The organism is Citrobacter sp. CK198, from assembly GCF_030333295.1.
Lineage (GTDB): Bacteria > Pseudomonadota > Gammaproteobacteria > Enterobacterales > Enterobacteriaceae > Citrobacter_B > Citrobacter_B koseri.
The window spans coordinates 598,306-620,635 of sequence record NZ_JAOWGE010000034.1 but is presented as its reverse complement, the minus strand read 5'-3'; the positions used below and the strand labels follow the sequence as shown (position 1 = coordinate 620,635).

The 22,330-nt window shown below is 52.2% G+C and carries 22 protein-coding genes and 1 pseudogene; 12 read left to right on the top strand and 11 right to left on the bottom strand.

What is annotated here, in order from left to right; translation table 11 throughout:
- From OGY62_RS17970 to OGY62_RS17940, 7 genes and pseudogenes are all read left to right on the top strand, one after another.
- On the top strand, positions 1 to 2,301 hold a 2,301-nt coding region (locus OGY62_RS17970), incomplete at its 5' end, for a type VI secretion system Vgr family protein (RefSeq protein ID WP_286460365.1).
- Complete coding sequence (locus OGY62_RS17965; protein ID WP_200030322.1) at positions 2,286 to 3,524, top strand: hypothetical protein; 1,239 nt, start codon at positions 2,286 to 2,288, stop codon at positions 3,522 to 3,524. The genes OGY62_RS17970 and OGY62_RS17965, both read left to right, overlap by 16 nt.
- Before the next feature lie 579 nt (positions 3,525 to 4,103).
- Positions 4,104 to 4,250: pseudogene (locus OGY62_RS17960) on the top strand (PAAR domain-containing protein); the annotation flags it as partial.
- 209 nt (positions 4,251 to 4,459) lie between these two features.
- On the top strand, positions 4,460 to 6,547 hold the full coding sequence (locus tag OGY62_RS17955; protein WP_286460364.1) for a TonB-dependent siderophore receptor: 2,088 nt from the start codon (positions 4,460 to 4,462) through the stop codon (positions 6,545 to 6,547).
- Positions 6,547 to 7,560, top strand: a complete 1,014-nt coding sequence (locus OGY62_RS17950; RefSeq protein WP_286460363.1) for an ABC transporter substrate-binding protein — start codon at positions 6,547 to 6,549, stop codon at positions 7,558 to 7,560. Before OGY62_RS17955 ends, OGY62_RS17950 begins: the two co-directional genes overlap by 1 nt.
- Complete coding sequence (locus tag OGY62_RS17945; protein WP_047462788.1) at positions 7,490 to 8,239, top strand: class I SAM-dependent methyltransferase; 750 nt, start codon at positions 7,490 to 7,492, stop codon at positions 8,237 to 8,239. The genes OGY62_RS17950 and OGY62_RS17945 overlap by 71 nt, the downstream gene beginning before the upstream one ends.
- 32 nt (positions 8,240 to 8,271) lie before the next feature.
- Entirely contained in the window at positions 8,272 to 9,249 is a 978-nt protein-coding gene (locus OGY62_RS17940; RefSeq protein WP_286460373.1) for a FecCD family ABC transporter permease, read from the top strand.
- An 87-nt stretch (positions 9,250 to 9,336) separates the two neighbouring features.
- Here the strand turns inward: OGY62_RS17940 and OGY62_RS17935 are convergent, their stop codons facing one another.
- Positions 9,337 to 9,900, bottom strand: a complete 564-nt coding sequence (locus OGY62_RS17935) for a flavin reductase family protein (RefSeq protein WP_286460362.1) — start codon at positions 9,898 to 9,900, stop codon at positions 9,337 to 9,339.
- A gap of 241 nt (positions 9,901 to 10,141) precedes the next feature.
- On the opposite strand from OGY62_RS17935, the gene OGY62_RS17930 reads away from it, so the two are divergent.
- The 4 genes from OGY62_RS17930 to OGY62_RS17915 all read left to right on the top strand — a co-directional run bounded on the left by OGY62_RS17930 (position 10,142) and on the right by OGY62_RS17915 (position 12,865).
- Entirely contained in the window at positions 10,142 to 11,266 is a 1,125-nt protein-coding gene (locus OGY62_RS17930; protein WP_286460361.1) for a YbdK family carboxylate-amine ligase, read from the top strand.
- Positions 11,267 to 11,603: 337 nt separating this feature from the next.
- Positions 11,604 to 11,972, top strand: a complete 369-nt coding sequence (locus OGY62_RS17925) for an NlpC/P60 family protein (protein ID WP_181397031.1) — start codon at positions 11,604 to 11,606, stop codon at positions 11,970 to 11,972.
- Positions 11,972 to 12,475, top strand: a complete 504-nt coding sequence (locus OGY62_RS17920) for a YqhG/Tai3 family protein (protein ID WP_200075657.1) — start codon at positions 11,972 to 11,974, stop codon at positions 12,473 to 12,475. Before OGY62_RS17925 ends, OGY62_RS17920 begins: the two co-directional genes overlap by 1 nt.
- 117 nt (positions 12,476 to 12,592) lie before the next feature.
- A complete protein-coding gene (locus tag OGY62_RS17915; protein ID WP_049011709.1) occupies positions 12,593 to 12,865 on the top strand; it encodes a hypothetical protein in 273 nt (90 codons plus the stop codon).
- An 88-nt stretch (positions 12,866 to 12,953) separates the two neighbouring features.
- Here the strand turns inward: OGY62_RS17915 and dctP are convergent, their stop codons facing one another.
- Together dctP and OGY62_RS17905 are read right to left on the bottom strand one after the other, a co-directional pair.
- Positions 12,954 to 14,009, bottom strand: a complete 1,056-nt coding sequence (dctP, locus tag OGY62_RS17910) for a TRAP transporter substrate-binding protein DctP (RefSeq protein WP_286460360.1) — start codon at positions 14,007 to 14,009, stop codon at positions 12,954 to 12,956.
- Positions 14,010 to 14,057: 48 nt separating this feature from the next.
- On the bottom strand, positions 14,058 to 14,648 hold the full coding sequence (locus OGY62_RS17905) for a nuclear transport factor 2 family protein (RefSeq protein WP_012131798.1): 591 nt from the start codon (positions 14,646 to 14,648) through the stop codon (positions 14,058 to 14,060).
- Between the two features lie 110 nt (positions 14,649 to 14,758).
- On the opposite strand from OGY62_RS17905, the gene OGY62_RS17900 reads away from it, so the two are divergent.
- Positions 14,759 to 15,661 carry a LysR substrate-binding domain-containing protein gene (locus OGY62_RS17900; RefSeq protein ID WP_286460359.1) on the top strand — a complete coding sequence of 301 codons (903 nt, stop codon included), beginning with the start codon at positions 14,759 to 14,761 and terminating at the stop codon, positions 15,659 to 15,661.
- Here OGY62_RS17900 and ldtA read toward each other — a convergent pair.
- The 8 genes from ldtA to OGY62_RS17860 form a co-directional block, all read right to left on the bottom strand.
- Complete coding sequence (gene ldtA / locus OGY62_RS17895; protein WP_047463990.1) at positions 15,636 to 16,565, bottom strand: L,D-transpeptidase; 930 nt, start codon at positions 16,563 to 16,565, stop codon at positions 15,636 to 15,638. The two genes, OGY62_RS17900 and ldtA, sit on opposite strands and share 26 nt — an antisense overlap.
- Before the next feature lie 112 nt (positions 16,566 to 16,677).
- The gene (cobT, locus tag OGY62_RS17890; RefSeq protein WP_286460358.1) at positions 16,678 to 17,736 is read right to left on the bottom strand and encodes a nicotinate-nucleotide--dimethylbenzimidazole phosphoribosyltransferase; all 1,059 of its coding nucleotides are present in this window, start codon (positions 17,734 to 17,736) and stop codon (positions 16,678 to 16,680) included.
- 25 nt (positions 17,737 to 17,761) lie between these two features.
- Positions 17,762 to 18,505, bottom strand: a complete 744-nt coding sequence (gene cobS / locus OGY62_RS17885; protein WP_286460357.1) for an adenosylcobinamide-GDP ribazoletransferase — start codon at positions 18,503 to 18,505, stop codon at positions 17,762 to 17,764.
- Complete coding sequence (cobU, locus tag OGY62_RS17880) at positions 18,502 to 19,047, bottom strand: bifunctional adenosylcobinamide kinase/adenosylcobinamide-phosphate guanylyltransferase (protein WP_012131793.1); 546 nt, start codon at positions 19,045 to 19,047, stop codon at positions 18,502 to 18,504. Before cobU ends, cobS begins: the two co-directional genes overlap by 4 nt.
- Positions 19,044 to 20,564 carry a cobyric acid synthase gene (locus tag OGY62_RS17875; RefSeq protein WP_200096576.1) on the bottom strand — a complete coding sequence of 507 codons (1,521 nt, stop codon included), beginning with the start codon at positions 20,562 to 20,564 and terminating at the stop codon, positions 19,044 to 19,046. Before OGY62_RS17875 ends, cobU begins: the two co-directional genes overlap by 4 nt.
- Positions 20,561 to 21,376, bottom strand: a complete 816-nt coding sequence (locus OGY62_RS17870; protein ID WP_012131791.1) for an energy-coupling factor ABC transporter ATP-binding protein — start codon at positions 21,374 to 21,376, stop codon at positions 20,561 to 20,563. Before OGY62_RS17870 ends, OGY62_RS17875 begins: the two co-directional genes overlap by 4 nt.
- Positions 21,377 to 21,384: 8 nt before the next feature.
- Entirely contained in the window at positions 21,385 to 22,062 is a 678-nt protein-coding gene (locus OGY62_RS17865) for an energy-coupling factor ABC transporter transmembrane protein (RefSeq protein WP_286460372.1), read from the bottom strand.
- Entirely contained in the window at positions 22,049 to 22,330 is a 282-nt protein-coding gene (locus OGY62_RS17860) for an energy-coupling factor ABC transporter substrate-binding protein (RefSeq protein WP_012131789.1), read from the bottom strand. The genes OGY62_RS17865 and OGY62_RS17860 overlap by 14 nt, the downstream gene beginning before the upstream one ends.

Genomic DNA, 22,330 nt, shown 5'->3' with positions numbered 1-22,330 from the left:
ACCGCTGTCGTCAGCTTCACTCTCCACCAGAGTCTCTCCACGCCCTTTTTACTCAGTGTCGATATTGCCAGCAGTCTGCCTGACCTCACCGCCGTCAGTTTCCTCGAAAAAAACGCCACCCTGACCATCTGGCTGGGTGATATCCCGCAGCGCCACCTTCACGGCATCATTACGGGCATGGAAACCGGGGAAAACAACAACTGGCAGATGAATTACACCCTGACCCTTTCTCCCCCGCTCTGGCGCTGTGGCCTGCGCCAGAACTTCCGCATCTTTCAGCAGCAGGATATTCAGGCCATTTCCGCCACCCTGCTCACTGAAAACGGCGTCACCGGATGGGTGCCTTCCTTTTATGAGCCTCACCCGGCGCGGGAGTTCTGCGTTCAGTATGGGGAAACCGACCTCGGCTTTCTCACCCGGCTGTGGGCTGAAGAGGGCATTTTCTTCTTTGACTGGTTCCACCCTGTGGGGCCGGAACAAAAACTGGTGCTCTGTGATGACGTCGCCGGTGTCTCCACCCTCGGCTCCCTGCCCTTTAACCCGAATACCCGCGAAATCTCCACGGAATGCATCAGCGAGTTCCACTACCGGGCGCAGGTGCGTCCTTCATCGGTGGAAAACCAGGATTACACCTTTAAAACACCCGGATGGCCCGGCTGGTTCAGCCACCAGGCCACGAACCTGAACGGCCAGCGCACGCAGTATGAAATCTTCGACTGGCCGGGACGCTTCAAGGACGAGCAGCACGGTCAGGCTTTCGCCCGCTACCAGGCTGAAGGCCACCGGCATGATGCTGAAACCGCAGCCTGTGTGAGCAACTCCCCGAAACTGTGGCCCGGAAAACGTTTCACCCTCACCGGCCACCCTTCATCCACACTGAACCGGGAGTGGCAGGTGACAGTCAGTGTTCTGAAAGGGAAACAGCCACAGGCGCAGCACGGCAACCAGGGTGAAGGCACCACACTCAGTAACAACCTGGACGTCATCCCGGCTGACCGGACATGGCGCGCCTCCCCCCTGTCAAAACCCTCCGTTGACGGCCCGCAGAGCGCCATCGTCACCGGCCCGGAAGGTGAGGAAATCTTCTGCGACGAGCATGGTCGCGTCCGGGTGCGTTTTCACTGGGACCGCTATTGTCCGGGAAACGAAGACAGCTCCTGCTGGATACGGGTGTCACAGGCGTGGGCCGGAGCCGGGTTTGGCAACCTTGCCATTCCGCGCGTGGGCCAGGAAGTGATAGTCGACTTCCTTAACGGTGACCCGGACCAGCCCATTATTATGGGCCGCACCTATCATCAGGACAACCGTTCACCCGGCAGCCTGCCGGGGACAAAAACGCAGATGACCATCCGCTCGAAAACCTACAAAGGCGGTGGATTTAATGAACTGCGGTTTGAGGATGCGACGGACCAGGAGCAGGTTTATATCCATGCGCAGAAGAACATGGATACGGAGGTGCTGAACAACCGTACCACCGACGTGGAGGTGGACCACACCGAAACCATCGGTAACAACCAGAAAATCACCGTGGGTCTGGGACAAACGGTCACCGTGGGTAAGGAGAATGCCGGAGGGCATGACCAGACCGTGGAGGTGACTCATGACCAGAGCGTGAGTGTCGGCAATGACCAGACGCTGAAGGTGAAGAACGACCGGATGGTGAGCATCAGCCATGACGACGGGCTGTACGTGGCGAATGACCGCAGGGTGACGGTGGACGGAAAACAGGAGCACACCACCCGCGGAGACCATATCAGTCTGGTGAAAGGCAGCCACAGTCTGGAGGTGAAAGGCGACCTCGCGCAGAAGGTGGCGGGTGCGCTGGGCGTCAGCGTGGAGGGAGATATTGTCCTGGAGAGCAGCAGCCAGATAAGCCTGAAGGTGGGCGGTTCGTTTGTGGTGATACATGCGGGTGGCGTGGACATTATGGGGCCGAAAATTAATCTTAACAGCGGGGGCAGTCCGGGGGCGCCAGTGGGGACTCTGAAGCCAGGTAGGCTGCTGGCATTGATGGACGATAACAAAGATGATACAGAACCAAGGCCGGATAACAGTAAAAAATCTGGAGGTGAAGGTGATTCACATAATAATGAAAAAGAGAAGTACCGTTTACGATTTTTGCTAAAAGACGATGAACAAAAGAATTACTCCCTGACAGATTACATTGCGTTTTTACCAGAAGGAAAGCAACTAACAGGAAAAACAGATGATGATGGTTATACTGAGACATTCTGTATGGATAAACCAGATGATATTTATATCGATATACTTCTGAATAATAATCAATGGAAGATAAAATAATCATGAAGATTTATGTTCGTTTTACTATAAAACCAGTTGGGCTGGATGATTGTTCATTAATCGATCTAACCAGATATTCATACATTATTAAATTCTGTGATGCAAGCGGACAACAACGTATCTTGCATGAAGATCCTAAAAATAATTTTTTGAAAAATGGCGAGTCAAGACTTCATTCATTTGAATACAACAAAAATACATTAGAGATTCCATTAGTTAGATGTGATATATATTTCGAGGGAATTATTACAGATAAAAACATATTCATCAATTCATTTTTAAATGGCAATATCACTAATGACTGGACTGTATTTAATAAAAAATTCAGTAAAGGGATGACAACAAACAGCGATAATTTTGATAAGATATGCCATATTTCTAAGCATCGAGTATTCATTGACTCACAATTTCCTGTTGGACATTCTTTTGATCCTTTTGAAAAGAGTAAAATTGAGAGGCAGTTAAAAGCAAGGCTCGCACATACATCATCGCCACAAGATTATATGAGGGGTCGATATCCTGATCAAAATAGGTCCAGTTTATGTGGTCCCGCAGCATTTTTATATACATTATTGATAGATAATCCGCAGTTATATAGTAAATACATCAAAGATTTATGGAATAACGGGAAAGCTATGCTTGGGACCCTAGAGGTTACTCCTTCTCATGGATGTTGTCATCCGGTAAAATATACTAAGCCCTCGGGAGAAACATTAGTTCCTGCGATTGACTGGATTTCCATGGCTAGTTTACGTGATAACGAAAACCATTCATTTGATTATAGTTCTCCAACAGATTCTCTTAGTGGCGCAACATTGCCTGACGCTATAGCTGGTTGGGTTGATTCTGTTGGTGGTAAAGTCATTTATAACAGTGGGACATCTCTAGTGTCGTCATGGCCCAGAGATCAAGTAATATGGTTAAATAATTATATTTCTCCTGATTACCATGTTGCAGTACTTATCAATGACGGGCTTATTAGTGACTCGTGGAACATAACTCCAACGCACTGGATTGTATGGACTGGAAAGTTAACTACTATGCAGTCAAAGCAACCAGTTGATAAAAACACGCCAGATGATATGTTGGTAGACTTAGAGCTTTTTTCATGGGGAAATATTGAATACATGAGCCAATATGGTAAAAATCATACTCTCAAAGACTTTTGTAAGTATATTTATGGCGCTGTCATTTTTAAAAAAAATATTGTGAGGTTATTTTGAAAAGGAATATATTTTTATTGGTATTTTTTTTGAGTGGTTGCTGTCTCTTTAGTAATAACCAAGTGAGTTTTGTTTATAATACATTACCAGTTGCTGTCGTTGGAATGAATTATCATGTAAAAGTGAATACCAGAGGTTTGCCTGTAAGTATGATGTCTGTTGAGAATGGTCATGCGATACATGGATTGAAAATAATACCATCCCCCACTACAAACGTGAGTCGTTGGTATGTAGACATCTCCGGAATACCTGAAAGAGAAGGGGAATATTCTTTCTGGGTATATGGGAGTACAGTCGGGACTCAGTGTCCTGGACGTGATTTTAAGAAAAAATTTACTCTTATCGTAGTGAATTCCAAACAAGATAAATAGCAGTACACCAAGAATGCCCGAAGATATTTAGCCTGTTAACAATACTGATCTTTAGTTTTTCGAAACTAACTTACCGAACAAGGAATGATTATACAGCATTATCTACTTTATGTTTTCCCCTGACGATTGAGTTTTTGTTTATTCATATAAAAACTGATTTCTTGCTATTTACCTAATTATTTTTATTCATAAAAACAGGTGAATAAATATGCCCACTGCAGACAGACTTAATGACAAAGGCACTCAGCATGATGGTTATCACGAAACCATTATTACAGCAGGTTCCCCCTCAGTATTTATTGACGGCCTGCCTGCCGCCAAAACCGGTGATACCATTAACTGCGGTGGCGTGGTTATCTCAGTGAGTCTTGAGGCGTTTTAAAAGCAGTAGTTAAATTGAACCGGTTGTCCTGATAAGGATTGCCGGTTTTTTTGACGCCTGTAGTTTTTGGACAACCCCACAGACCTCTCCAGCCCCCTTCCCACTTGTTCTCATTTGCCTACTTTTTTTCTTTATGAAATATGTTATGTTATAACATATCCATTATAATGTAATGCCAACCTATGAAACTTAAGCCTTCTTTGATAGCTCTCGCAGTAGCAGTAAATACTTCGCCTCTGGCCTATGCAGCAGATGAAACCATCGTCGTCACTGGCAGTGACGTATCCGACTATTCCGCCGAATCCGACTCGGCACGTCTTTCATCCGGTTCAGCCTCACGTCTCGGTCTGACCGATAAGCAAACGCCACGCCATACTGAAACCATCAGCGCCAAAACCATTACGGCTAAGGGCAAACGCACGCTCACCGAAGTCGTTGAGACCGCCCCGGGCATGTCCGGCACCAGCTCACCTACGCTCTCAAACAGCGTTTCACTGCGCGGCTTCTCCGGCGTTTCCTGGCTGCTAAACGGCGTGGCCGTACCCGGTAGCACCATTCAAATTGCCGACCCGGTTCATTATGAAAATGTGGACATCCTGTATGGCACAGGCTCCGTTTTAAATGGTCTGAGTTCTGCCGGTGGCAGCGTCAACCTGATATCACGTAAAGCAACCTTTGGTCGACAGCCAGTAGAAGCTGACTATAGCTGGTCAAGCTATAACAGCCATCGCGCCCACATCGGCGCGGGCGGTACGCTTGTTGAGGGTATAGCTGCTGGCCGCGTGGATGTAAGCGCATCAAATACCGGCACTCAGGTTGATAAAGATCGCAGTCGCCCGAAGCGCATCAGCGCACAGCTCCTGCTGACGCCGACCGATAACACACAGGTCACTTTTGACATCGATCGTAGCTTAACGGATATGCGCAATCCCTATTTCGGGACGCCTGTCATCAACGGCAACGTTGATCGCGACTTGCGCCATGTAAACTACAACAACATTCAGGATGCGCATATCCGCAGCCAGGCAACCTCATTCCAGTCAACCCAGTCCTGGTATGCAACGCCTGATGTAACCTTTGATAACCAGTTCTATTATTACAAAGGATTCCGCGAATGGCAGAACGTTGAACGCTATTACCCGTCAAACAAAGCGGGCTATGTTACCCGTGATTCTTATGGCGATCTTGCTCATGATGACAAGCTGACGGGCAACCGTACAATGGTCACCTGGGATCACCCGATTGCATCATTCGCCAACCGCGTGACTGCGGGTGTCGATTTTTCAAAACGCGAATTCCAGTACTATTCTAACGGCTTCCCGGGGGGCGAAGAGGTTCTGCTGACCAACCCCGCCTCCAATGACTTTCGCACCGGTGCGGGTGGCAAGATGCGCTCACCTGTTCGTCACATCACTCAGAACCAGTATGCCTTGCTGCTGGAAGACAATCTGAATATCACTGATGCTGTCGCCCTGTTAAGCCAGTTGCGCTATACCAACCTGGATATGCACTGGAATTACCAGCAGGACAATAAAACCATCAATCGTAGCTATAGCTTTATGAGCGTTGGTATTGGGCCGAGCTGGGCCATTAACGAAAACTGGACGGTGTATGCCAACTATTCCACAGGTAAAGAGCCCGGCAGCGATATCTTCTTTATCAGCCCTGAACAAACGTCCCTGCCACTTACAGAAGTTCAGCAATATGAAGCCGGTGTAAAAGGGACATTCGACCACGGCGAAATGAAGCTGGCCGTTTACGATCTCCAGAAAAAAAATCTTTATCAGCAATCGGCTGTCCAGGCCGGTGTATGGAATGCGGTTGGCAAGCAGACTTCGCGCGGCATTGAGTTCAGCGGATTGATTAAACCGCTGGATAGCGTCACGCTGGCGGGTAATGTGGCTTATACCCATGCGCGCTTTGACAATTTCAAACAAGGTACGCAGGACCTTTCCGGCAATCAGCCGCGCTATATCCCGGAGTGGACGGCTAACCTTTCTGGCCGTTATATGCCGATTAGCAAACTGGGGCTGGGCGCGCAGCTCCACTATGTTGGCAGTAGCTATAACGATGATGCCAACAAAAACAAAATGGGCGATTACACGACTGTCGACCTGAACGCCGATTATGAAGTGATTAAGGACGTTACCGTAGGCACCCGCGTGCGTAACCTGACGGATCGCTTCTACACCTGGCAGCGTACTTATACAGGGCAAGAAATGATTGCGCCAGGTCGAACTTACGAAGCCTATGTCAACATGCGCTTCTGATGAAACGCCTGGCCTCTCTCGCATTGCTGGCAACCTTCGCCAGCTTTGCGCATCCCGTTACGTTGCAGAATTGCGGAAGATCCTGGACGTTTGAGCATGTACCACAGCGGGCAATCGTCTATATGCCGACCGCAATGGAAAACATGCTCGCATTACGTCTGGGAGATTCCGTGATCAGTGCTGTCGGTTATCGGCCAGATGAAGATACCGCGCCCTCCCCCTGGTATAAACCGCTAAAAGCACGTCTCGACAGTTCGCCCTGGTCGGGAGAGTCCTTGCTGAGTTCCCGGCCAGATTTTATCTATTCCGGCAGCTACTACTGGTTTAACAGCCCGGAGACCGCCGGTCGTGAAAGGATGGCTGAATGGGGAATTGGAAGCTGGCTCATTGAAGGGATGTGCAATGGCCTGCAAAGTGGCCCTCCTGCGCCTGTAACCTTCGACAGCATCTACGACGAGTTGCGTAATATTGCGCGCATATATGGCGTGGAGCCGCGCGCAGAGGCGCTTATCAATGAACTGAAGCAACAGGTCGCTGCTGACAGCCGCATAAAACTGCCACGCAGAACGCTCATGTGGTGGTATTCCGGTACGGCAACACCTTATGTGGCGGGCGGTTATGGCGCTTCTGAGCTGTTAACCAAAACCATCGGCAGTAAAAACATCTTTGATAACAGTGCTGAACTGTGGCCCGCCATGAGCTGGGAGGTCATTGCCGAACGGGACCCTGACTACCTGATCCTGGGCGATCTGCAAAGGGGGGGAGATGGCGACAGCGCCCGGAGCAAAATCGATTTTCTTGAACGTAATCCCCTCACCGCAGGCATGAAGGCGGTTAGAGCAAAACGTTACATCATTTTACCTGGCTATGACATGGACGCATCTGCGCGTTCAGTTCTGGCCCTTCACCGACTAGTCACACAAATACACGCTAAGGAACAACATGACCTTTCCAGCCCGCGAATTACTGAAAAACTGGGACGAACAACAAAGCGCCTACATCGCTCACCGTGAAGAACGCTATAACGCCGCGCTGGATGTTCTGGCAATGCTATATGGCGAAGAATTCCATGTGGTGGATCTGGCCTGTGGGCCAGGCTCATTCAGCATGCGTCTTCTGAATCGCTTTCCGGCGATAAGAGTAACGGCTATTGACCTCGACCCGCTTCTGCTTACGCTGGCCAAAGAAGCCTTATCTGAATACAGTGACCGTATTCAGTTCTTCAGCGGCGATATTGCAACAGCGGATTGCTTTGCCGCTATTACCGACAAACCGCAGGCCGTTGTTTCCAGCACGGCCATCCACTGGCTGCTGCCGGAACAGCAGGTCGCGCTTTATCGCAACATCTTTAACCTGCTGGATGAACATGGCTTATTCATGAACGCCGATCATCAGCGATTTGATAATCGCAATCCATGCCAGAAACGGATTGCCCAGCTTCATGACGAAGATACGCAGAAAAAAGCCTGGACAGCGGGAGTGCAGGACTGGGATAGCTGGTTTGCATCGGCCACCCGTCATCATGAGCTGGCTGATTTGATGGACGCGCGCACCGCTATCTTTAAAGACCGCCCGACACCACTGCCCACCACGGTCGAATTCCAGCTCGCTGCTCTGCGCCAGGCGGGTTTTAGCGAAACGGGTACTCTCTGGCAATTCCTGGATGATTATGTGATCGCTGGCTGGAAATAATCATGCTGCGTTCTCCTGTTTTTCGCCTTTCCATGCTGTTTCCGGCCCTGATGCTGGCGTTTTGCATTGCCATTATGTATGGCCCGGTGACCTTTTCCATGAAGGACGTGGCAAATGCCATACTGGCAGGCTACTGGCATAGCGATACAGCGGGAACGCTTCATCAGCGGATCGTATGGTCTCTGCGTATGCCGCGCACCCTGCTTGCTGCGCTGGCGGGTGCCGCATTAGCGCTGGCCGGAACGGTGCTCCAGTCGTTGACACGTAATCCTCTTGCCGACCCCTGGGTGTTGGGGATCTCATCCGGCGCAGGGTTTGGCGCGGTACTGGTCATTGCGCTTGGTCTCAGTGCGGGCTGGGCCGCTGTACCTGCCGGGGCGTTCTGCGGCGCGATGCTGGCTTTCGCACTGGTGCTTTTCATGGCGCGGAAATCACTATCCGGCCAGTCCAGCCGTTTTATCCTGACCGGCGTCGCCGTGACACAGCTTCTCTCCGCCGCCACATCATTAACCACGCTCTGGAAAACGGATGCAGACACCACGCGAGGGGTGATGTTCTGGCTGCTGGGAAGCTTTGCACAGGCATCCTGGCTTCAGGTACTGCTTTGCGCACTGGTGCTGTTGCCGATATTTCTGCTCTGCTGGTGGCGGGCAATAGAGCTGGATGTGCTCACGTTTGGCAATGTGACGGCGGCGTCGCTTGGTGTGGACGTTGGCGCAATCAGGCTCGCCCTGTATTGTTTATTGACCTTATTGACTGCGGTCATTGTGGCATGTTGCGGAGCAATAGGTTTTATTGGGCTGACCGTGCCTCATATCGCCCGCATATTCATTGGTCATCGCCATCGTTCGCTGCTGTCGGCATCCATGCTGTGCGGCGCGACTTTTACCGTTCTGGCTGATACGCTTGCCCGAACGCTGTTTGCGCCCCGTGAATTACCCGTCGGCATCCTGACGGCGATGCTCGGGGTTCCGGTATTTCTGTTCCTGATTTCACGGACTTCCCGATAAAATACTGACGAAGGCGATCCCTGGCAGAAAGCCCGCTAAAAAGCGGGCTTTCTGCCATTTATCCGTGACGAGCGCCACCGCAAACGCTCAGATAAGCATTTCCGGCCTGAACAGCGCGCTCAGATTCATTGTCTTGCCCGACACCATGAACTCCCCCTTCCCTGTATAGTGAATCGTCTCAGGGTGTTCCGGTGATGTGGCCACATGCGCCTTCACGACCTCGAAAATGAAAAAATTGTAGCGTTCCACCAGCACATCATCATACAAACAGCACTCAAAATTCGCATAACATTGCTGGATCTGCGGGGCATCAACCTCATCGGCTTCCTGTGCCGTAAGATTAAATTCGGCAAACTTATCGATGTCAGCGCCGGACGAGTTGCCGATTCGCACGACCGTCTCGGCCAAATCCGTCAACGGAACGTTAATCACGCATTCCCGGCTATGACGGATCATCTCAAAACTGTGGTTGCCGCCCGAAATCATCAGCCCGACCAGCGAGGGAGAAAATTCCAGAACGGTATGCCAGCCCAGCGTCATGATATTGGTCTTCCCGTTCCATTTGGATGACACCAACACAACCGGGCCCGGTTCTAAATACCGGCGAACCTGACTGACCGGATAATCGACTTTAGTAATAGCTAAGCTCATAAGATGACTCCTGTTAAAGTGTTCCACAAAAACAGGCCACACTGCTGCGGCAATACCTGAGCAGTCCTCGCGCTACAGCATACTCTCTCGTCATATCGCAAAAAATTAACCATACTAATGAAATGGTTTTATGACCGTAATCAGGGTTCCGCGATTCACCTCTGGCAGGCATGACCGTCTGACCTACACTTTTAACAATAGAATTTCAGGCCAACCACAACAACTCAGTGCAGAGGACATTATGGTATCTCTACCTTTTACCCGCTCACTGCGGTTTACGACGGGCACCGAGCTGGAACTCCAGTTAATCGACAGAAACGATACCAGGCTGGTGGATAAAGCGGATATCGTGCTGGCCGATATGGCGCACACTCAGCAAATAAAGCATGAGCTAACCAAGTCAATGATTGAACTGAACAGCTCAGTACACTCTTCGGTGTTTAAACTGCATGAAGAATTATCTTTATTAGCCTGTAACGTCAGGGAAGTCGCCAGAAAACACGGCTGCGATGTTACCGGCGGCGGCCGCCATTTAGATGGCGACTGGCGAGAACAGGTGATTAGCGATTTACAACGTCATCAAAATCTGGCCGTACGCTATGGCTACATCACCAAAATGGCCTGCGTATTTGGGCAGCATATTCATATTGGCGTTCAGGATGGCGATGACGCCATTTATCTGTGTCATGCGCTTATTCCCTACCTGCCCCATTTAGTTGCACTCAGCGCCTCTTCGCCGTGGCTGGATGGCGTGGATACCTCTTTTTCAAGTTCCCGCTTTACCGGGCAGAACGCCTTTCTGAACAGTGAACTGATTGAAAACATCTATAACTGGGACGAGTTCGTCGTATTTTATAACGAGATGGTCGATGTCGGGATCATTAAAAGTATCAAAGATATTTACTGGTACGTCAGGCCACAGCCTGCTCTGGGCACAATTGAAATCAGAATATGCGATATGCCGCTGACAATATTTCATGCCGCAATGCTCACAGGCTATAGCAAAATACTGGCTCAGTATCTGTTAGCCAACCGGACGAATATCGTCAAAAAACATCATGCTATTGAAAAATACAATATCTTTAACGTCCGGCGCGATGGCTTACAGGCCAGCTACGTCAACACGTTAACCAGGCAGCGTCAGTCGCTGGCGAGTCAGATATTGCAGACCGTAGAGAACCTGTCATTACGCACCCACAGTGATGAGGACAAGTACGTTCTGCAATATATTGCCCGGTATGTCAAAAAGGGCATCAATGATTCAGACAGAATACGCAGTATGATTAAACGCGCGGTGGACTTAAACACAGTCATGGAACGTATGCGAAAAATGCTGCTATCAGCACCAAAGAATTATAAAAAATGATGCACGCCAGGGCCGAAAATGGTTATTCGGCCCTTTTATCAGGCAACTGTAGTAATACGTTCCCGAGCGTTACGTTTTGCCTTCTCGCTTAAGGGGTCGGAGACACCATCTCGTCCAGAATGCTACTGACCTGTTTCCCGCTCATATTCCGATACCCGCATTCTTTTATTTTCGGAATTCGTTTAGGCAATCCCTTCGCTATTGATTCCGCCTGCTCTCAGCGTCAAGCGCACTTGCCTCGCTTATCACGTTACGCTTTCTGTGGCACTAAATGATTAACCCTCCTAACTAATTGGGTATCTATTAGCAATTTCTCTAACTGAAATGGATGATAATCATGGGATGGGACACAAGAAGCGCCGGAAACGGGGCAAAACATCACGCCGAACCGGGGCCAACGAATAACTGTGCATCGTATGTGCGCAAGGCCATAAAGGCAGGGGGCGTGACCGTAACAAACACGCAAAACGCCAAAGATTACGGCCCAATGCTGGAGTCTGCGGGGTTTATAAAAATATCTTCAACGCAATCCCCCAGAGCTGGCGACGTGGTAGTGATTCAGCCTTACGCGGGAGGACACGCCGCCGGTCACATGGCTATTTACGACGGCCAGGATTGGTATTCAGACTTTAAACAGCGGGATTTTTGGGGCGGTCCTGGATACCGTTCGTCAAAGCCAGCTCATCAAATGTACAGGAAGGATTGATGAAAGCCCTTTATGTTGTTCTCATGATATTTGCAATTACCGCGTGCAGCTCAGGACGCGATAACGCAGAACGGCGTGTTTCAGATTTCTACACTTACTATCTAAACGTGTTTGCAAATAGTGAAGGGAAAATAAAGCCTGCGCCTGAAAAGATGGATGAATATATTTCGAAGGATACACTAGCCCAACTAAATACTATCTCTCATATTTATGAGCAGGAGATTATCGACACCGATTACTATACATATGCGCAAGATTATTCAGCAGATTGGATCCCCTTATTGAAAGTTGGAAAAGCTAAAAACTGTTTTGGTGGTGAATACGTCGATGTTTGGTTGGGTCGACAAAACAATCAGACGTATCAAATTGGAGTCTACCTAAAAAGAGAGGGCGGCAAGTGGAAAATATACAGAGTGAAGAATATTACCGCCGGTTATGAGCATTACATATTTGACGCGCACGCCATTGAGAAAGCGAAGCAACATGCTGCAACCACCAATTAAATAGGGCGATTATGACGGCCGCTAAATTAATCCCAATTCGCGGCCAACCTTAACAGTCATTATGCTTTTCTTTCGCCCTCCGGTGGATTCAACAACGTCAGCGCTACGGAATGTTTTATGATTCAGCCGTCGTTTAAGGATATAAGAGCCCACTCCCGCCAGCGTCAGTCGCTGGCGAGTCAGATATTGCAGACCGTAGAGAACCTGTCATTACGCACCCACAGTGATGAGGATAAATACGTTCTGCAATATATTGCCCGGTATGTCAAAAAGGGCATCAATGATTCAGACAGAATACGCAGTATGATTAAACGCGCGGTGGACTTAAACACAGTCATGGAACGTATGCGAAAAATGCTGCTATCAGCACCAAAGAATTATAAAAAATGATGCACGCCAGGGCCGAAAATGGTTATTCGGCCCTTTTATCAGGCAACTGTAGTAATACGTTCCCGAGCGTTACGTTTTGCCTTCTCGCTTAAGGGGCCGGAGACATCATCTCGTCCAGAATGCTACTGACCTGGTTCATCACCCTTCCCGCCTCGGTAAGCCCGTTCTTTTCCTGCTCCTTCACCCACTCAGACTGAATCTCCTGGTATCGGGTGGCGGCTTTCCATTGCGCAACGTCTTCAGAGTGCAGGATTCTGACCGTCGCACCGCTTTTTTCCAGATCGGCGACTTGTGTGGTGAAACTTTTATCCATTACGGAACCCAGGGATTGATAAGCGACGTCAGCCGCCCGTTGAATCGCCGCCCGATCGTCGCGGGAAAGGTTATCCCAGGTGTTTTTATTCATCACCAGCAGGTAAACATGCCCAAGCCAGAGATCCCGCGAAACCAGCACATCAGGCGCGAATCGCTGAGCATTTAACGCATAGCCGCTATCCACATTCAACATTAATCCGTCGAGACTTCCGCTTTGTAAGGCCTTGTAGGTTTCATCTCCCCAGGGCATGGTCACGGCTTTAGCGCCGACATTTTTCAGAAACCCCTGGTGCCAGAAACTGGCGGAGCGCCACGTTCCCCCCTTAAGTCCTTCAGGATTACTCAGCGCGGTAGTGCTAAAAAAAGCCAGCGGATAGCCGGTCGCAATGAAAACATTCACCACATTTTCTTTCTTGAGTTCTGCCGAAAAATCCGGGATATCCGCATAAACGCGACGAAAGAAAGCAACCTGCTTTTCCCCGGCAGGGCCGACGGGGAAGCTTTTAAAGATTTGCTGCAATGGTAATGCCTTAGCCGCATATTCAGGTACAACAACGGCCATATCCGCTTTGTCCCCCTTTCCCGCCATAGCCAGAGCCGTATAACCATCACTTAGCTCACCTCCCCAGTGCGCCTCTACCTTCAGGCGGCCATGCGACTCTTTTTCGATTGCGGGGAAAAATACGTCATTGATAAAACGAGTGCGCATTCCACCCAGCGGTTCATGGTCGCTGTAGATTAGGGTTTGCGCAGCCAAAGCCGCACCGGGAAACATTAGCATCGCAAACAGAACGGCGATGCATTTTCGTCCTGGTATAGTGGTGAGCATTTCTCTTATCCTTTTGAGAATCATGATGATCGCAGTCGCTGATGAAGCTTAAACAACGGGCTCAGACAGCCAGCGCTGCCCTTCGGTTTTCATCTGCTGTTCGAGCGCACTGCCGCGCGTTGCAAATACACGCGTGACCGGAAATCCGCTTTTTTCCAGCAGGTATGCCAGCGCGGCGTATTCTCGCGGGTATTTTGCTACCGCGCTTTGATCAATATCGACCACGCCCAGCGGGAAGGTAAAACTCCCCATGTCATAAATGCTCTGGCGTCTGAAGAGCTTCCACACGCCATCGCGTTTTTCCGCCATATCGTAAAAGCGATTATGGGTCACCATCCCCAGATTCAGCTTCACATTCTCGCCAATGATCATGGCATTGGTTTCAACAATGGCGCGGTTGACGCTGCTATTGAAGGTCACTACCGGCGTGCCAATCAAATGTTTGGTGCGGATGTCAGAAGCCCCCATACGCATTGATCCGTCAACAAAATCGCTCGCCAGCCCTTCAAACCAGGTTATCTCAATGGTGCCATCCGGGTGAAACAGCCCGCGAAGTTGCTCCCACTCGCCCAGATCGCGATGCATCCAGCCAGTGAGAAGATCGGTAATTTGCTGACGATCCGCCAGGTGATTGTGCATAATTTTTACTCCAGCCAGTTAAGTGGATTCAGTTTCCTCGCCATTAACGTTAAAATCCAATAGATAAATCTTACAGATTATTCAGTTTAGATGAATAATGAGGCCGTCGTATGGATCTGCGCCACTTACGCTATTTTCTTGCCGTTGCACAAGAAGGACACTTTGGCCGCGCCGCCGAAAAACTCAATATCGTTCCTCCCGCGCTGAGCATGCAGATCAAGGCGCTGGAAGAAGAGTTAGGCGGCCCGCTGTTTATTCGTACCAGCCGGAAAGTTGAGTTAACCGAAGCGGGAAAATTGTTGCAGACCGAAGCGCAACGCACGCTTGAGCAGGCGGAACATGCCCGTCTGACAGTACAACGGTCGATGCGCGGAGAAACGGGTCTTGTGCGCGTCGGCTTTGCTGGCAACGCGGTGTTCAGCGGCAAATTGACAGAAGATCTGCGCGCCTTTCGCCATGCCTATCCCGATGCGGAACTGGTCGTGTGTGAAATCGCGCCGTTGCTACAAGCGGATGCCATTCTGAGCGGCCAGCTCGACATTGGTTACACACCCGATCACCATAACGTACGCCAGCCAGAATTAGCGGCTGAAAAAATAGGCCTCTGGGGCCGGATGGTCGCCATCGCCGACGATCATCCGCTGGCTTGTGAAACCCATTTGACGGTAGATATGCTGGCTGAAGAGCCCCTCATTTTCTACGACACCCACCGTGCGGATGAGCCGCTTTATATGATGCTCACAGAGATTATGGGTCATGTTCCGCACGTCGCCCATTGCACCTCCAGCACGCTCAGCGTACTGGCTCTGGCCGCCGCCGGGCAAGGGCTGGCGCTGGTGCCTGAGCCGCTGATGCACATCGCCATTCCCGGCCTGGTCTATCGCCCTCTCGACGCGCCGGAATTATCGGCCAATCTGATGCTGCTCAGCAGAAAGAACGACAATAACGGCGCGGTAAAGGCTTTTCTGGAGATTGCGCGGAGAAACGTCAGAACCCCGTCAGACCCGCGCTGATATTTGTCGGCATCCCGGAGCGGCGCTCCAGCGCCTCGTTGACGCGATGAATGTCAACGCCGTCGCCCTTCATAAAAGTACGCATCACCGGCGTGATCGGCAGCGGTACTTTTTTGTCGGATTCAAATTCAGTGCGATTACGCGATAACGGCTCATGCACTTCAATCCAGCGACTGCCGTCCGCTTCGACGGTGGTTTTCACCGGTTGATCGATAATCTGCACGCGAGTGCCCACCGGCACATTGTCAAACAGGTATTTGATGTCATCGTTACGCAACCGGATGCACCCCTGGCTCACGCGCAGCCCAATACCGAAGTTCGCATTTGTGCCATGAATGGCATACAGCTTACCGATATAAATTGCATACAGCCCCATCGGGTTATCCGGCCCGGCGGGGACAAACGCGGGCAGACTTTCGCCTCGTTTAGCATATTCACGTCGGGTATTCGCCGTCGGCGTCCAGCTCGGCGCTTCCTGCTTACGCTCTACCGCAGTCACCCAGTTACGTGGAGTTTCTCGCCCCGCCTCGCCAATGCCAATCGGCAGGACATCAACGGTATCGCCCCCTTTCGGATAGTAGTAAAGACGCATTTCCGCCACGTTAACCACAATACCTTCACGCACGGTATCCGGCAGAATAAGCTGCTGCGGCACCACCAGCGTCGAACCGGACTTCGGCAAAAAGACGTCCACATCGGGATTCGCTTCGAGCATATTGCTCAGCCCCTGTCCGTACTGCGCCGCAAACGCTTCCAGCGGTTGAGTATTATTGTCCGGGACGGTTATCGTCAGCGGGTTGCCGACCAGACGACTCCCTTCTGGCGGCAATGGATAACTTACCGCCAGCGCGCTCTGGCTTGCGAACAGCAGAATAAAAGAACAAAACAATTTCACACGAGGCATCATTTCCCTTTCCTCAAATCGCAGCAGATGTCGGTTAATTATAGCTTTTTTATCGCCTTTCCGACGTTAACAGCGAATGAGCGCCACCGAAGGGAAACGATACGGCTTATCTTTATTTACCATCCGGCAGGACAATATTACTTGCCGCCAGTTGCCCCATATTACGGTACATCGCGCAGGCGGCTTCAACGATGGGCATTGCCAGCGCTGCGCCGCTGCCTTCGCCAAGACGCATTCCCATATGCAGATACGGCTCCAGCTCCAGGTGCTCCAGCGCAATCCGCGCGCCCTTCTCTGCCGAGAAATGCGACGGAATCAGATACGGTTTAATTTCCGGCGCAATCTGACACGCCGCCAGCGCCGCAGAATAGGAGAGAAAACCATCCAGCACAACCGGCAATCCACATGACGCGGCGCCCAGCATCACGCCCGCCATACCGACCAGGTCAAAACCGCCCACCTTCGCCAGCACCTCAACGCCATCACGCGGATCGGGCCGGTTCACCGCAATAGCGCGGCGCACAACCTCAACTTTATTGCCAATTCTGGAGAGCGGAAGATTCGCGCCAATCCCCACCACATCTTCGGCATCGCTACCGGTCAGTACACTCACGATCGCCGCCGCAGGGGTGGTATTCGCCATTCCCAGTTCGCCAACGCCAAACAGCGTCACGCCGCTTTGCGCCAGTTCGCGGGTGTAGCGTATCACTTCCAGCAGCAGTTCTTCGGCCTGAACGCGGCTCATCGCCGGGCCTGTCGCGATATTCCCGCACCCACGCGCCACGCGCATATTCACCACGCCGGGGATCGGGTCGGCATCAATCCCGACGTCAATCACATGGACTTTTGCCCCGGCCTGAGCAGCCAGTACGCAAACACCGGTTGTTCCCTGTGTCATGTTGGCCGCCTGAATGGCGGTGACAACTTTCGGCGAGACCGCAACCCCTTCATCCCACACGCCATGATCGGCGCACATCACCAGCATCGCCTTCTTACCGACATGCGGAGTGCCGTTGAGACCGGGCATCCCCGCTAACTGTACGGCCAGCGCTTCCAGGCGCCCGAGGCTGCCCGGCGGTTTGAGCAAGCCGTCGATGTGCTGCCGGGCGCGCGCCATTGCGCCGCTGTCCGGTTTGGGAATGTCACGGAGTAAAGAGATTAACGTCTGCATAAGGGTTCTCATCGTGTTGGCTGGCTCACAGCAGAGCCAGCAGGAAGATCAACTCGCCAAGTTCAATCGCCGCACCCAGCGTATCGCCGGTTTGCCCACCCAATGTGCGTTTTAATAATTGCCCAAGAATAAAAATTGCCGCCAGAGTGATCACCAGCGCAGCGACCCCGCGCATCCCCGGCATGAGTATCGCCGCGAGAATAGCGGTTAATCCCAGCGTGACGCAGGTCTGTCGCCCGGTAACTTTGCCGATAAACACGTTGCCCAGCCCTTCTTCACGGGCATAGCGATGACGATACATCAGCAATACGGCGACACCGCGCCCCGCCGCGCAGGCCATCGCCAGCGCCGCCAGCATCGGCGTGCCTCTCAGCGCCAGTTCGCTAATCACCAGCACTTTCGCCAGCAGGACAAAAATCAACGCCAGCCCGCCGTGGGTGCCCAGGCGGCTGTCACGCATAATTTCCAGCATCCGCTCCCGGCGGCGGGCGGAAAAAATACCGTCACAGGTATCCGCCAGACCGTCGAGGTGAAAACCGCCGGTCAGCAGCGCCAGCGTCAAAACGCAAAACAGGGCCGCCAGTGGAATGCCGCACCAGGACTGAAGCGGCACAAACACCAGGCCGCCAATCGCGCCCAGCAGCATGCCGATTAGCGGGAATGTCACAATACCGCGGGAATACTCCTCAAAATCCAGCCCCTGAGACCAACGGGTCGGAACAGGCAAACGCGAAATAAAAGCGAGCATCGCCCAGAACAACTTACTCATTTAATTTTGACTCCAATACCCGATACCACCAGCCAGACCTCATCCGCCGCCGCAGCCAGACGCTGATTGACCCGCCCGGCGATGTCGCGAAAATGTCGCGCCAGACGATTTTCCGGGACAATGCCCATACCCACCTCATTGGTCACCAGAACCACCTGAGCCGGACAGCGCTGACAGGCGTCGATCAACGTGCGAATTTCATCTTCAATCGCCTGCTCCATCGCCGCGTAATCCCAGTTATCCGGGTCAGTATCGCCGCCCATCGCGAACAATAAATTGGTCACCATGGTCGTGATACACTCCAGCAGAATGGCCTCTTCGGGGGCGTTATCTGGCGTAATCAGCGCATCAAGATGCCGCCAGCATTCCGCTGTCCGCCAGTGCGGCGGTCTGCCATCCCGATGGTGCTGAATCCGCGCCGCCATCTCCTCGTCAAAAATCTGCGACGTGGCGATGTACAGCACCTGCGGCGAATCCGCGATTAACGCCTCCGCATGGCGGCTTTTCCCGCTGCGCGCGCCGCCGGTCACCAGAATCATCATACGGGCTCCCGGTGCTGCTGCATGATGGTATAAATTTTCTCAATATCGATGTGTTGTCGCATCGCATCCGCCAGCAGATCAAACTGCTGCGATTTATATTGCGCGTAATGGAAGGCGTGATCCAGCGGCGTCAGCCCCTTACGCACGCGCAGGCCATTGACCAGCGCCCGCGTGAACGCATCGCTGTCGAACAAGCCATGAAGATAGGTGCCAAAGACCAGTCCGTCGTCCGTTACCGCGCCGTCAGCGATAGCGTTTTCGCCTTTGCATAACGTCATGGCTGGCTGGCATTGTGCGTTCAGTGTCGTCTCGCCCATATGAATTTCATACCCGCGCACCGCCAGGCCAGACGCCGCCGCCAGCCATCCCGGCAGCGCAGAGGCCATCTGCCCTTCAACCTGCGTGGTGGTTTTATCCTGCGCGAAATGCGTGACGGTATTAAGCAGCCCAAGACCGGGGAGCGTGCCCAGCCCAGACTCCACCTCATCAATAATGGTGTCGCCCAGCATCTGATAGCCGCCACAGATGCCTGCCACCGGTACGCCCTGACGATGCGCCTGCAACACACCATGCGCCATTGCGCTTTCACGCAGCCAGACCAGATCGCCAAGCGTATTTTTGCTGCCCGGCAGAATTATCAGGTCCGCGCCCGCCAGTTCCTCAGGGTGGCGCACATAGCGCACGCGAACATCCGGCTGCGCCGCCAGCGCGTTGAAATCGGTGAAATTCGAGATGTGCGGCACCTGAACAACGGCAATGTCGATATCACGCCTATCGGTACGCAGGTATTTGCCTTTTTGCAGCGCCACGCCATCCTCATCTTCAAGATCGACCTCCAGCCAGGGCATCACGCCCAGAACCGGCACGCCGGTCAGCGCTTCAATTTGTTCAATGCCGGAGTAGAGCAGCGTCACGTCGCCGCGAAACTTATTGATGATAACCCCTTTCACTCTGGCGCGTTCACTATCATGCAGCAGCGCCAGCGTACCGTAGATAGAGGCAAAAACGCCGCCGCGATCGATATCCGCCACCAGAATGACCGGGCATTGCGCCATTTCCGCCATCCCCATATTGACGATGTCGCGGTCACGCAGGTTTATTTCCGCCGGGCTACCGGCGCCCTCCAGCACCAGAACGTCATATTCTTGCGCCAGGCTATTGTAAACCGTGAGGATCTGCTCACGCAGACGCGGCTTATATTCATGGTAGCTAACCGCGTCCATATCGGTGGCGACTTTGCCCATCAACACCACCTGCGCTTTCCGATCGCTGGTCGGTTTCAGCAGGACCGGATTCATCCGCACATCCGGCGCAATCCCCGCCGCTTCCGCCTGAAAAATCTGCGCGCGTCCCATCTCTTTGCCGTCCGGCGTGATGCCGGAATTCAGCGCCATATTCTGTGACTTAAACGGCGCCGTGCGCAGGCCATCCTGATAAAAGATGCGGCACAGCCCCGCCACCAGCACGCTTTTACCTACATCTGATGCCGTTCCCTGCAACATTACTGCCTGCGTCATGACGCCTCCTTCAGCGCGTTCTCTCGCATACGCCCAAAAAATTCTTCTTCCGTTTTACACAGCGGCAACCCCAGTTGCGCATGCAGTTTGACCAGCCACGGTTGCGTCAGCCCGGCTTGTTCGATCAGTTCAGTGCGTGCAAACACCTCCCCCGGTTCACCGTATGCCAGTACCTCGCCACGGCGCAGCACGTAAACGGCATCGCTGACTTCATAAATGAGATCAATATCATGGCTGGAAATAACCACATGATTCCCCTGCGCCACAATCCGCTTGATGATCGCAATCATCTGCGTGCGCCCGGCAGGATCAAGCCCGGCAGTGGGTTCATCCAGCAGCAGGTAGCGGGCCTGCAACACCATCGCGCCCGCAATCGCCACACGTTTTTTTTGCCCGTGGCTTAAACACTGGATCGGCTGATGACGGAAATGCTGCGCATCAACCAGGGTCAACGCATCGTCCACGCGGCGGGCAATTTCATCCTCAGCCACGCCTAGATTTCGCAGACTAAAAGCGATATCGCTGTCGATATCGGTATAAAAAATTTGTTGATCGGGGTCCTGAAAAACGGTTGCCACCTGTTGGCGCAGCGCCAGCAGCCCGCGCTTACTGTAATCCAGCGCTTTTCCCTGCCACAAAACCTCGCCTTTTTGCGGGCGCAGTAAACCGCTCAGGTTCATAAATAGCGTCGATTTTCCGCAGCCGTTCGCGCCCACCAGCCCGGTAACCGCATGGGGGGAGAAATCCAGCGTTAGCCCCTTGAGCACCTGCTCATCCTGATAGCGAAACCAGAGACCGGAGGTGGCAAGCATACGAATCCTTACAGGTGAAAATCACCCTGATACAGTTTGATATCAAGCACGGTGGTCATTTGCTGATAGCGGATAAGCACACGCGTAAACAGCAAACCCACCAGCATTGCCAGAGAACGATAGCCTTTCGGCAAACTACGATAGCCAAAACGCAGCGTTTGCGCGCGATGAATGGCCAGCGCTTCGTCTAACAGGATAAAAATAAAGCGCCATGTCAGCAGGATCTGCTCGGTCAGCAGCCGTGGCACATGCGCGCGCTTAAGCAAAATAATCAGTTGCGGAAACGGCAGATTCAACACCAGCCAGAACGTCGCCGCCAGCGCGCTTAGGCTGCGCCAGAAGGTTTCATTGGCGGTATTCAACCCTGACGAAGTCACCCCCAGCCAGTAATCGCCAACCGGAACACTTGCCAGTAACGAGTGAGGATCGCGGCTCACGCTGAATAAAATCGTCACCACGCCCACGCTTAAAAAGCCAAACGGTATCGCCATCCAGCGACACCAGCGCCAGAACGAAATCCGCAGCAGCCAGCAGCTCAGCCCGGCGATGAACGCCAGTTCAATACCCTGCCCCAAAGGAGGCAGGGTAAAGGCCAGAATCATCATCAGCAACCAGAGCAAAAACTTACGCACCGGCGTAACATGAAGCCAGCGGCTCTGGTAGCTGAGTCGATCAAGCCCGGTCATCACGGCGCTGTCTGCCTTTGCTGTAACCGAGAATATAGAAAATCACCGCCGCGCCAAGCGAACCTTGCAGCGTAAACAGCAGGCTTTCAATTTCACCGCTGGCCGGTTCATACAATGGCTGGAACCACGGTTCATAGTGCGGCGCCACCACCTGGATCTGGCTTTCCGCTTCGCCGTCAGAGCCACCGAACTCACCGCCATGATCAATAAAAAACGGCAGGATCACCAGGGCAATCACCATAGCTAACAATATCAGCGTCTTTTTCAT

What these genes read in the sequence shown, in the direction of transcription:
- OGY62_RS17965 (WP_200030322.1), top strand. Translation starts at nt 2,286, where the DNA reads ATGGAAGATAAAATAATCATGAAGATTTATGTTCGTTTTACTATAAAA.
- OGY62_RS17955 (WP_286460364.1), top strand. Translation starts at nt 4,460, where the DNA reads ATGAAACTTAAGCCTTCTTTGATAGCTCTCGCAGTAGCAGTAAATACT.
- OGY62_RS17950 (WP_286460363.1), top strand. Translation starts at nt 6,547, where the DNA reads ATGAAACGCCTGGCCTCTCTCGCATTGCTGGCAACCTTCGCCAGCTTT.
- OGY62_RS17945 (WP_047462788.1), top strand. Translation starts at nt 7,490, where the DNA reads ATGACCTTTCCAGCCCGCGAATTACTGAAAAACTGGGACGAACAACAA.
- OGY62_RS17940 (WP_286460373.1), top strand. Translation starts at nt 8,272, where the DNA reads ATGCTGTTTCCGGCCCTGATGCTGGCGTTTTGCATTGCCATTATGTAT.
- OGY62_RS17935 (WP_286460362.1), bottom strand. Translation starts at nt 9,900, where the DNA reads ATGAGCTTAGCTATTACTAAAGTCGATTATCCGGTCAGTCAGGTTCGC.
- OGY62_RS17930 (WP_286460361.1), top strand. Translation starts at nt 10,142, where the DNA reads ATGGTATCTCTACCTTTTACCCGCTCACTGCGGTTTACGACGGGCACC.
- OGY62_RS17925 (WP_181397031.1), top strand. Translation starts at nt 11,604, where the DNA reads ATGGGATGGGACACAAGAAGCGCCGGAAACGGGGCAAAACATCACGCC.
- OGY62_RS17920 (WP_200075657.1), top strand. Translation starts at nt 11,972, where the DNA reads ATGAAAGCCCTTTATGTTGTTCTCATGATATTTGCAATTACCGCGTGC.
- OGY62_RS17915 (WP_049011709.1), top strand. Translation starts at nt 12,593, where the DNA reads ATGATTCAGCCGTCGTTTAAGGATATAAGAGCCCACTCCCGCCAGCGT.
- dctP (WP_286460360.1), bottom strand. Translation starts at nt 14,009, where the DNA reads ATGCTCACCACTATACCAGGACGAAAATGCATCGCCGTTCTGTTTGCG.
- OGY62_RS17905 (WP_012131798.1), bottom strand. Translation starts at nt 14,648, where the DNA reads ATGCACAATCACCTGGCGGATCGTCAGCAAATTACCGATCTTCTCACT.
- OGY62_RS17900 (WP_286460359.1), top strand. Translation starts at nt 14,759, where the DNA reads ATGGATCTGCGCCACTTACGCTATTTTCTTGCCGTTGCACAAGAAGGA.
- ldtA (WP_047463990.1), bottom strand. Translation starts at nt 16,565, where the DNA reads ATGCCTCGTGTGAAATTGTTTTGTTCTTTTATTCTGCTGTTCGCAAGC.
- cobT (WP_286460358.1), bottom strand. Translation starts at nt 17,736, where the DNA reads ATGCAGACGTTAATCTCTTTACTCCGTGACATTCCCAAACCGGACAGC.
- cobS (WP_286460357.1), bottom strand. Translation starts at nt 18,505, where the DNA reads ATGAGTAAGTTGTTCTGGGCGATGCTCGCTTTTATTTCGCGTTTGCCT.
- cobU (WP_012131793.1), bottom strand. Translation starts at nt 19,047, where the DNA reads ATGATGATTCTGGTGACCGGCGGCGCGCGCAGCGGGAAAAGCCGCCAT.
- OGY62_RS17875 (WP_200096576.1), bottom strand. Translation starts at nt 20,564, where the DNA reads ATGACGCAGGCAGTAATGTTGCAGGGAACGGCATCAGATGTAGGTAAA.
- OGY62_RS17870 (WP_012131791.1), bottom strand. Translation starts at nt 21,376, where the DNA reads ATGCTTGCCACCTCCGGTCTCTGGTTTCGCTATCAGGATGAGCAGGTG.
- OGY62_RS17865 (WP_286460372.1), bottom strand. Translation starts at nt 22,062, where the DNA reads ATGACCGGGCTTGATCGACTCAGCTACCAGAGCCGCTGGCTTCATGTT.
- OGY62_RS17860 (WP_012131789.1), bottom strand. Translation starts at nt 22,330, where the DNA reads ATGAAAAAGACGCTGATATTGTTAGCTATGGTGATTGCCCTGGTGATC.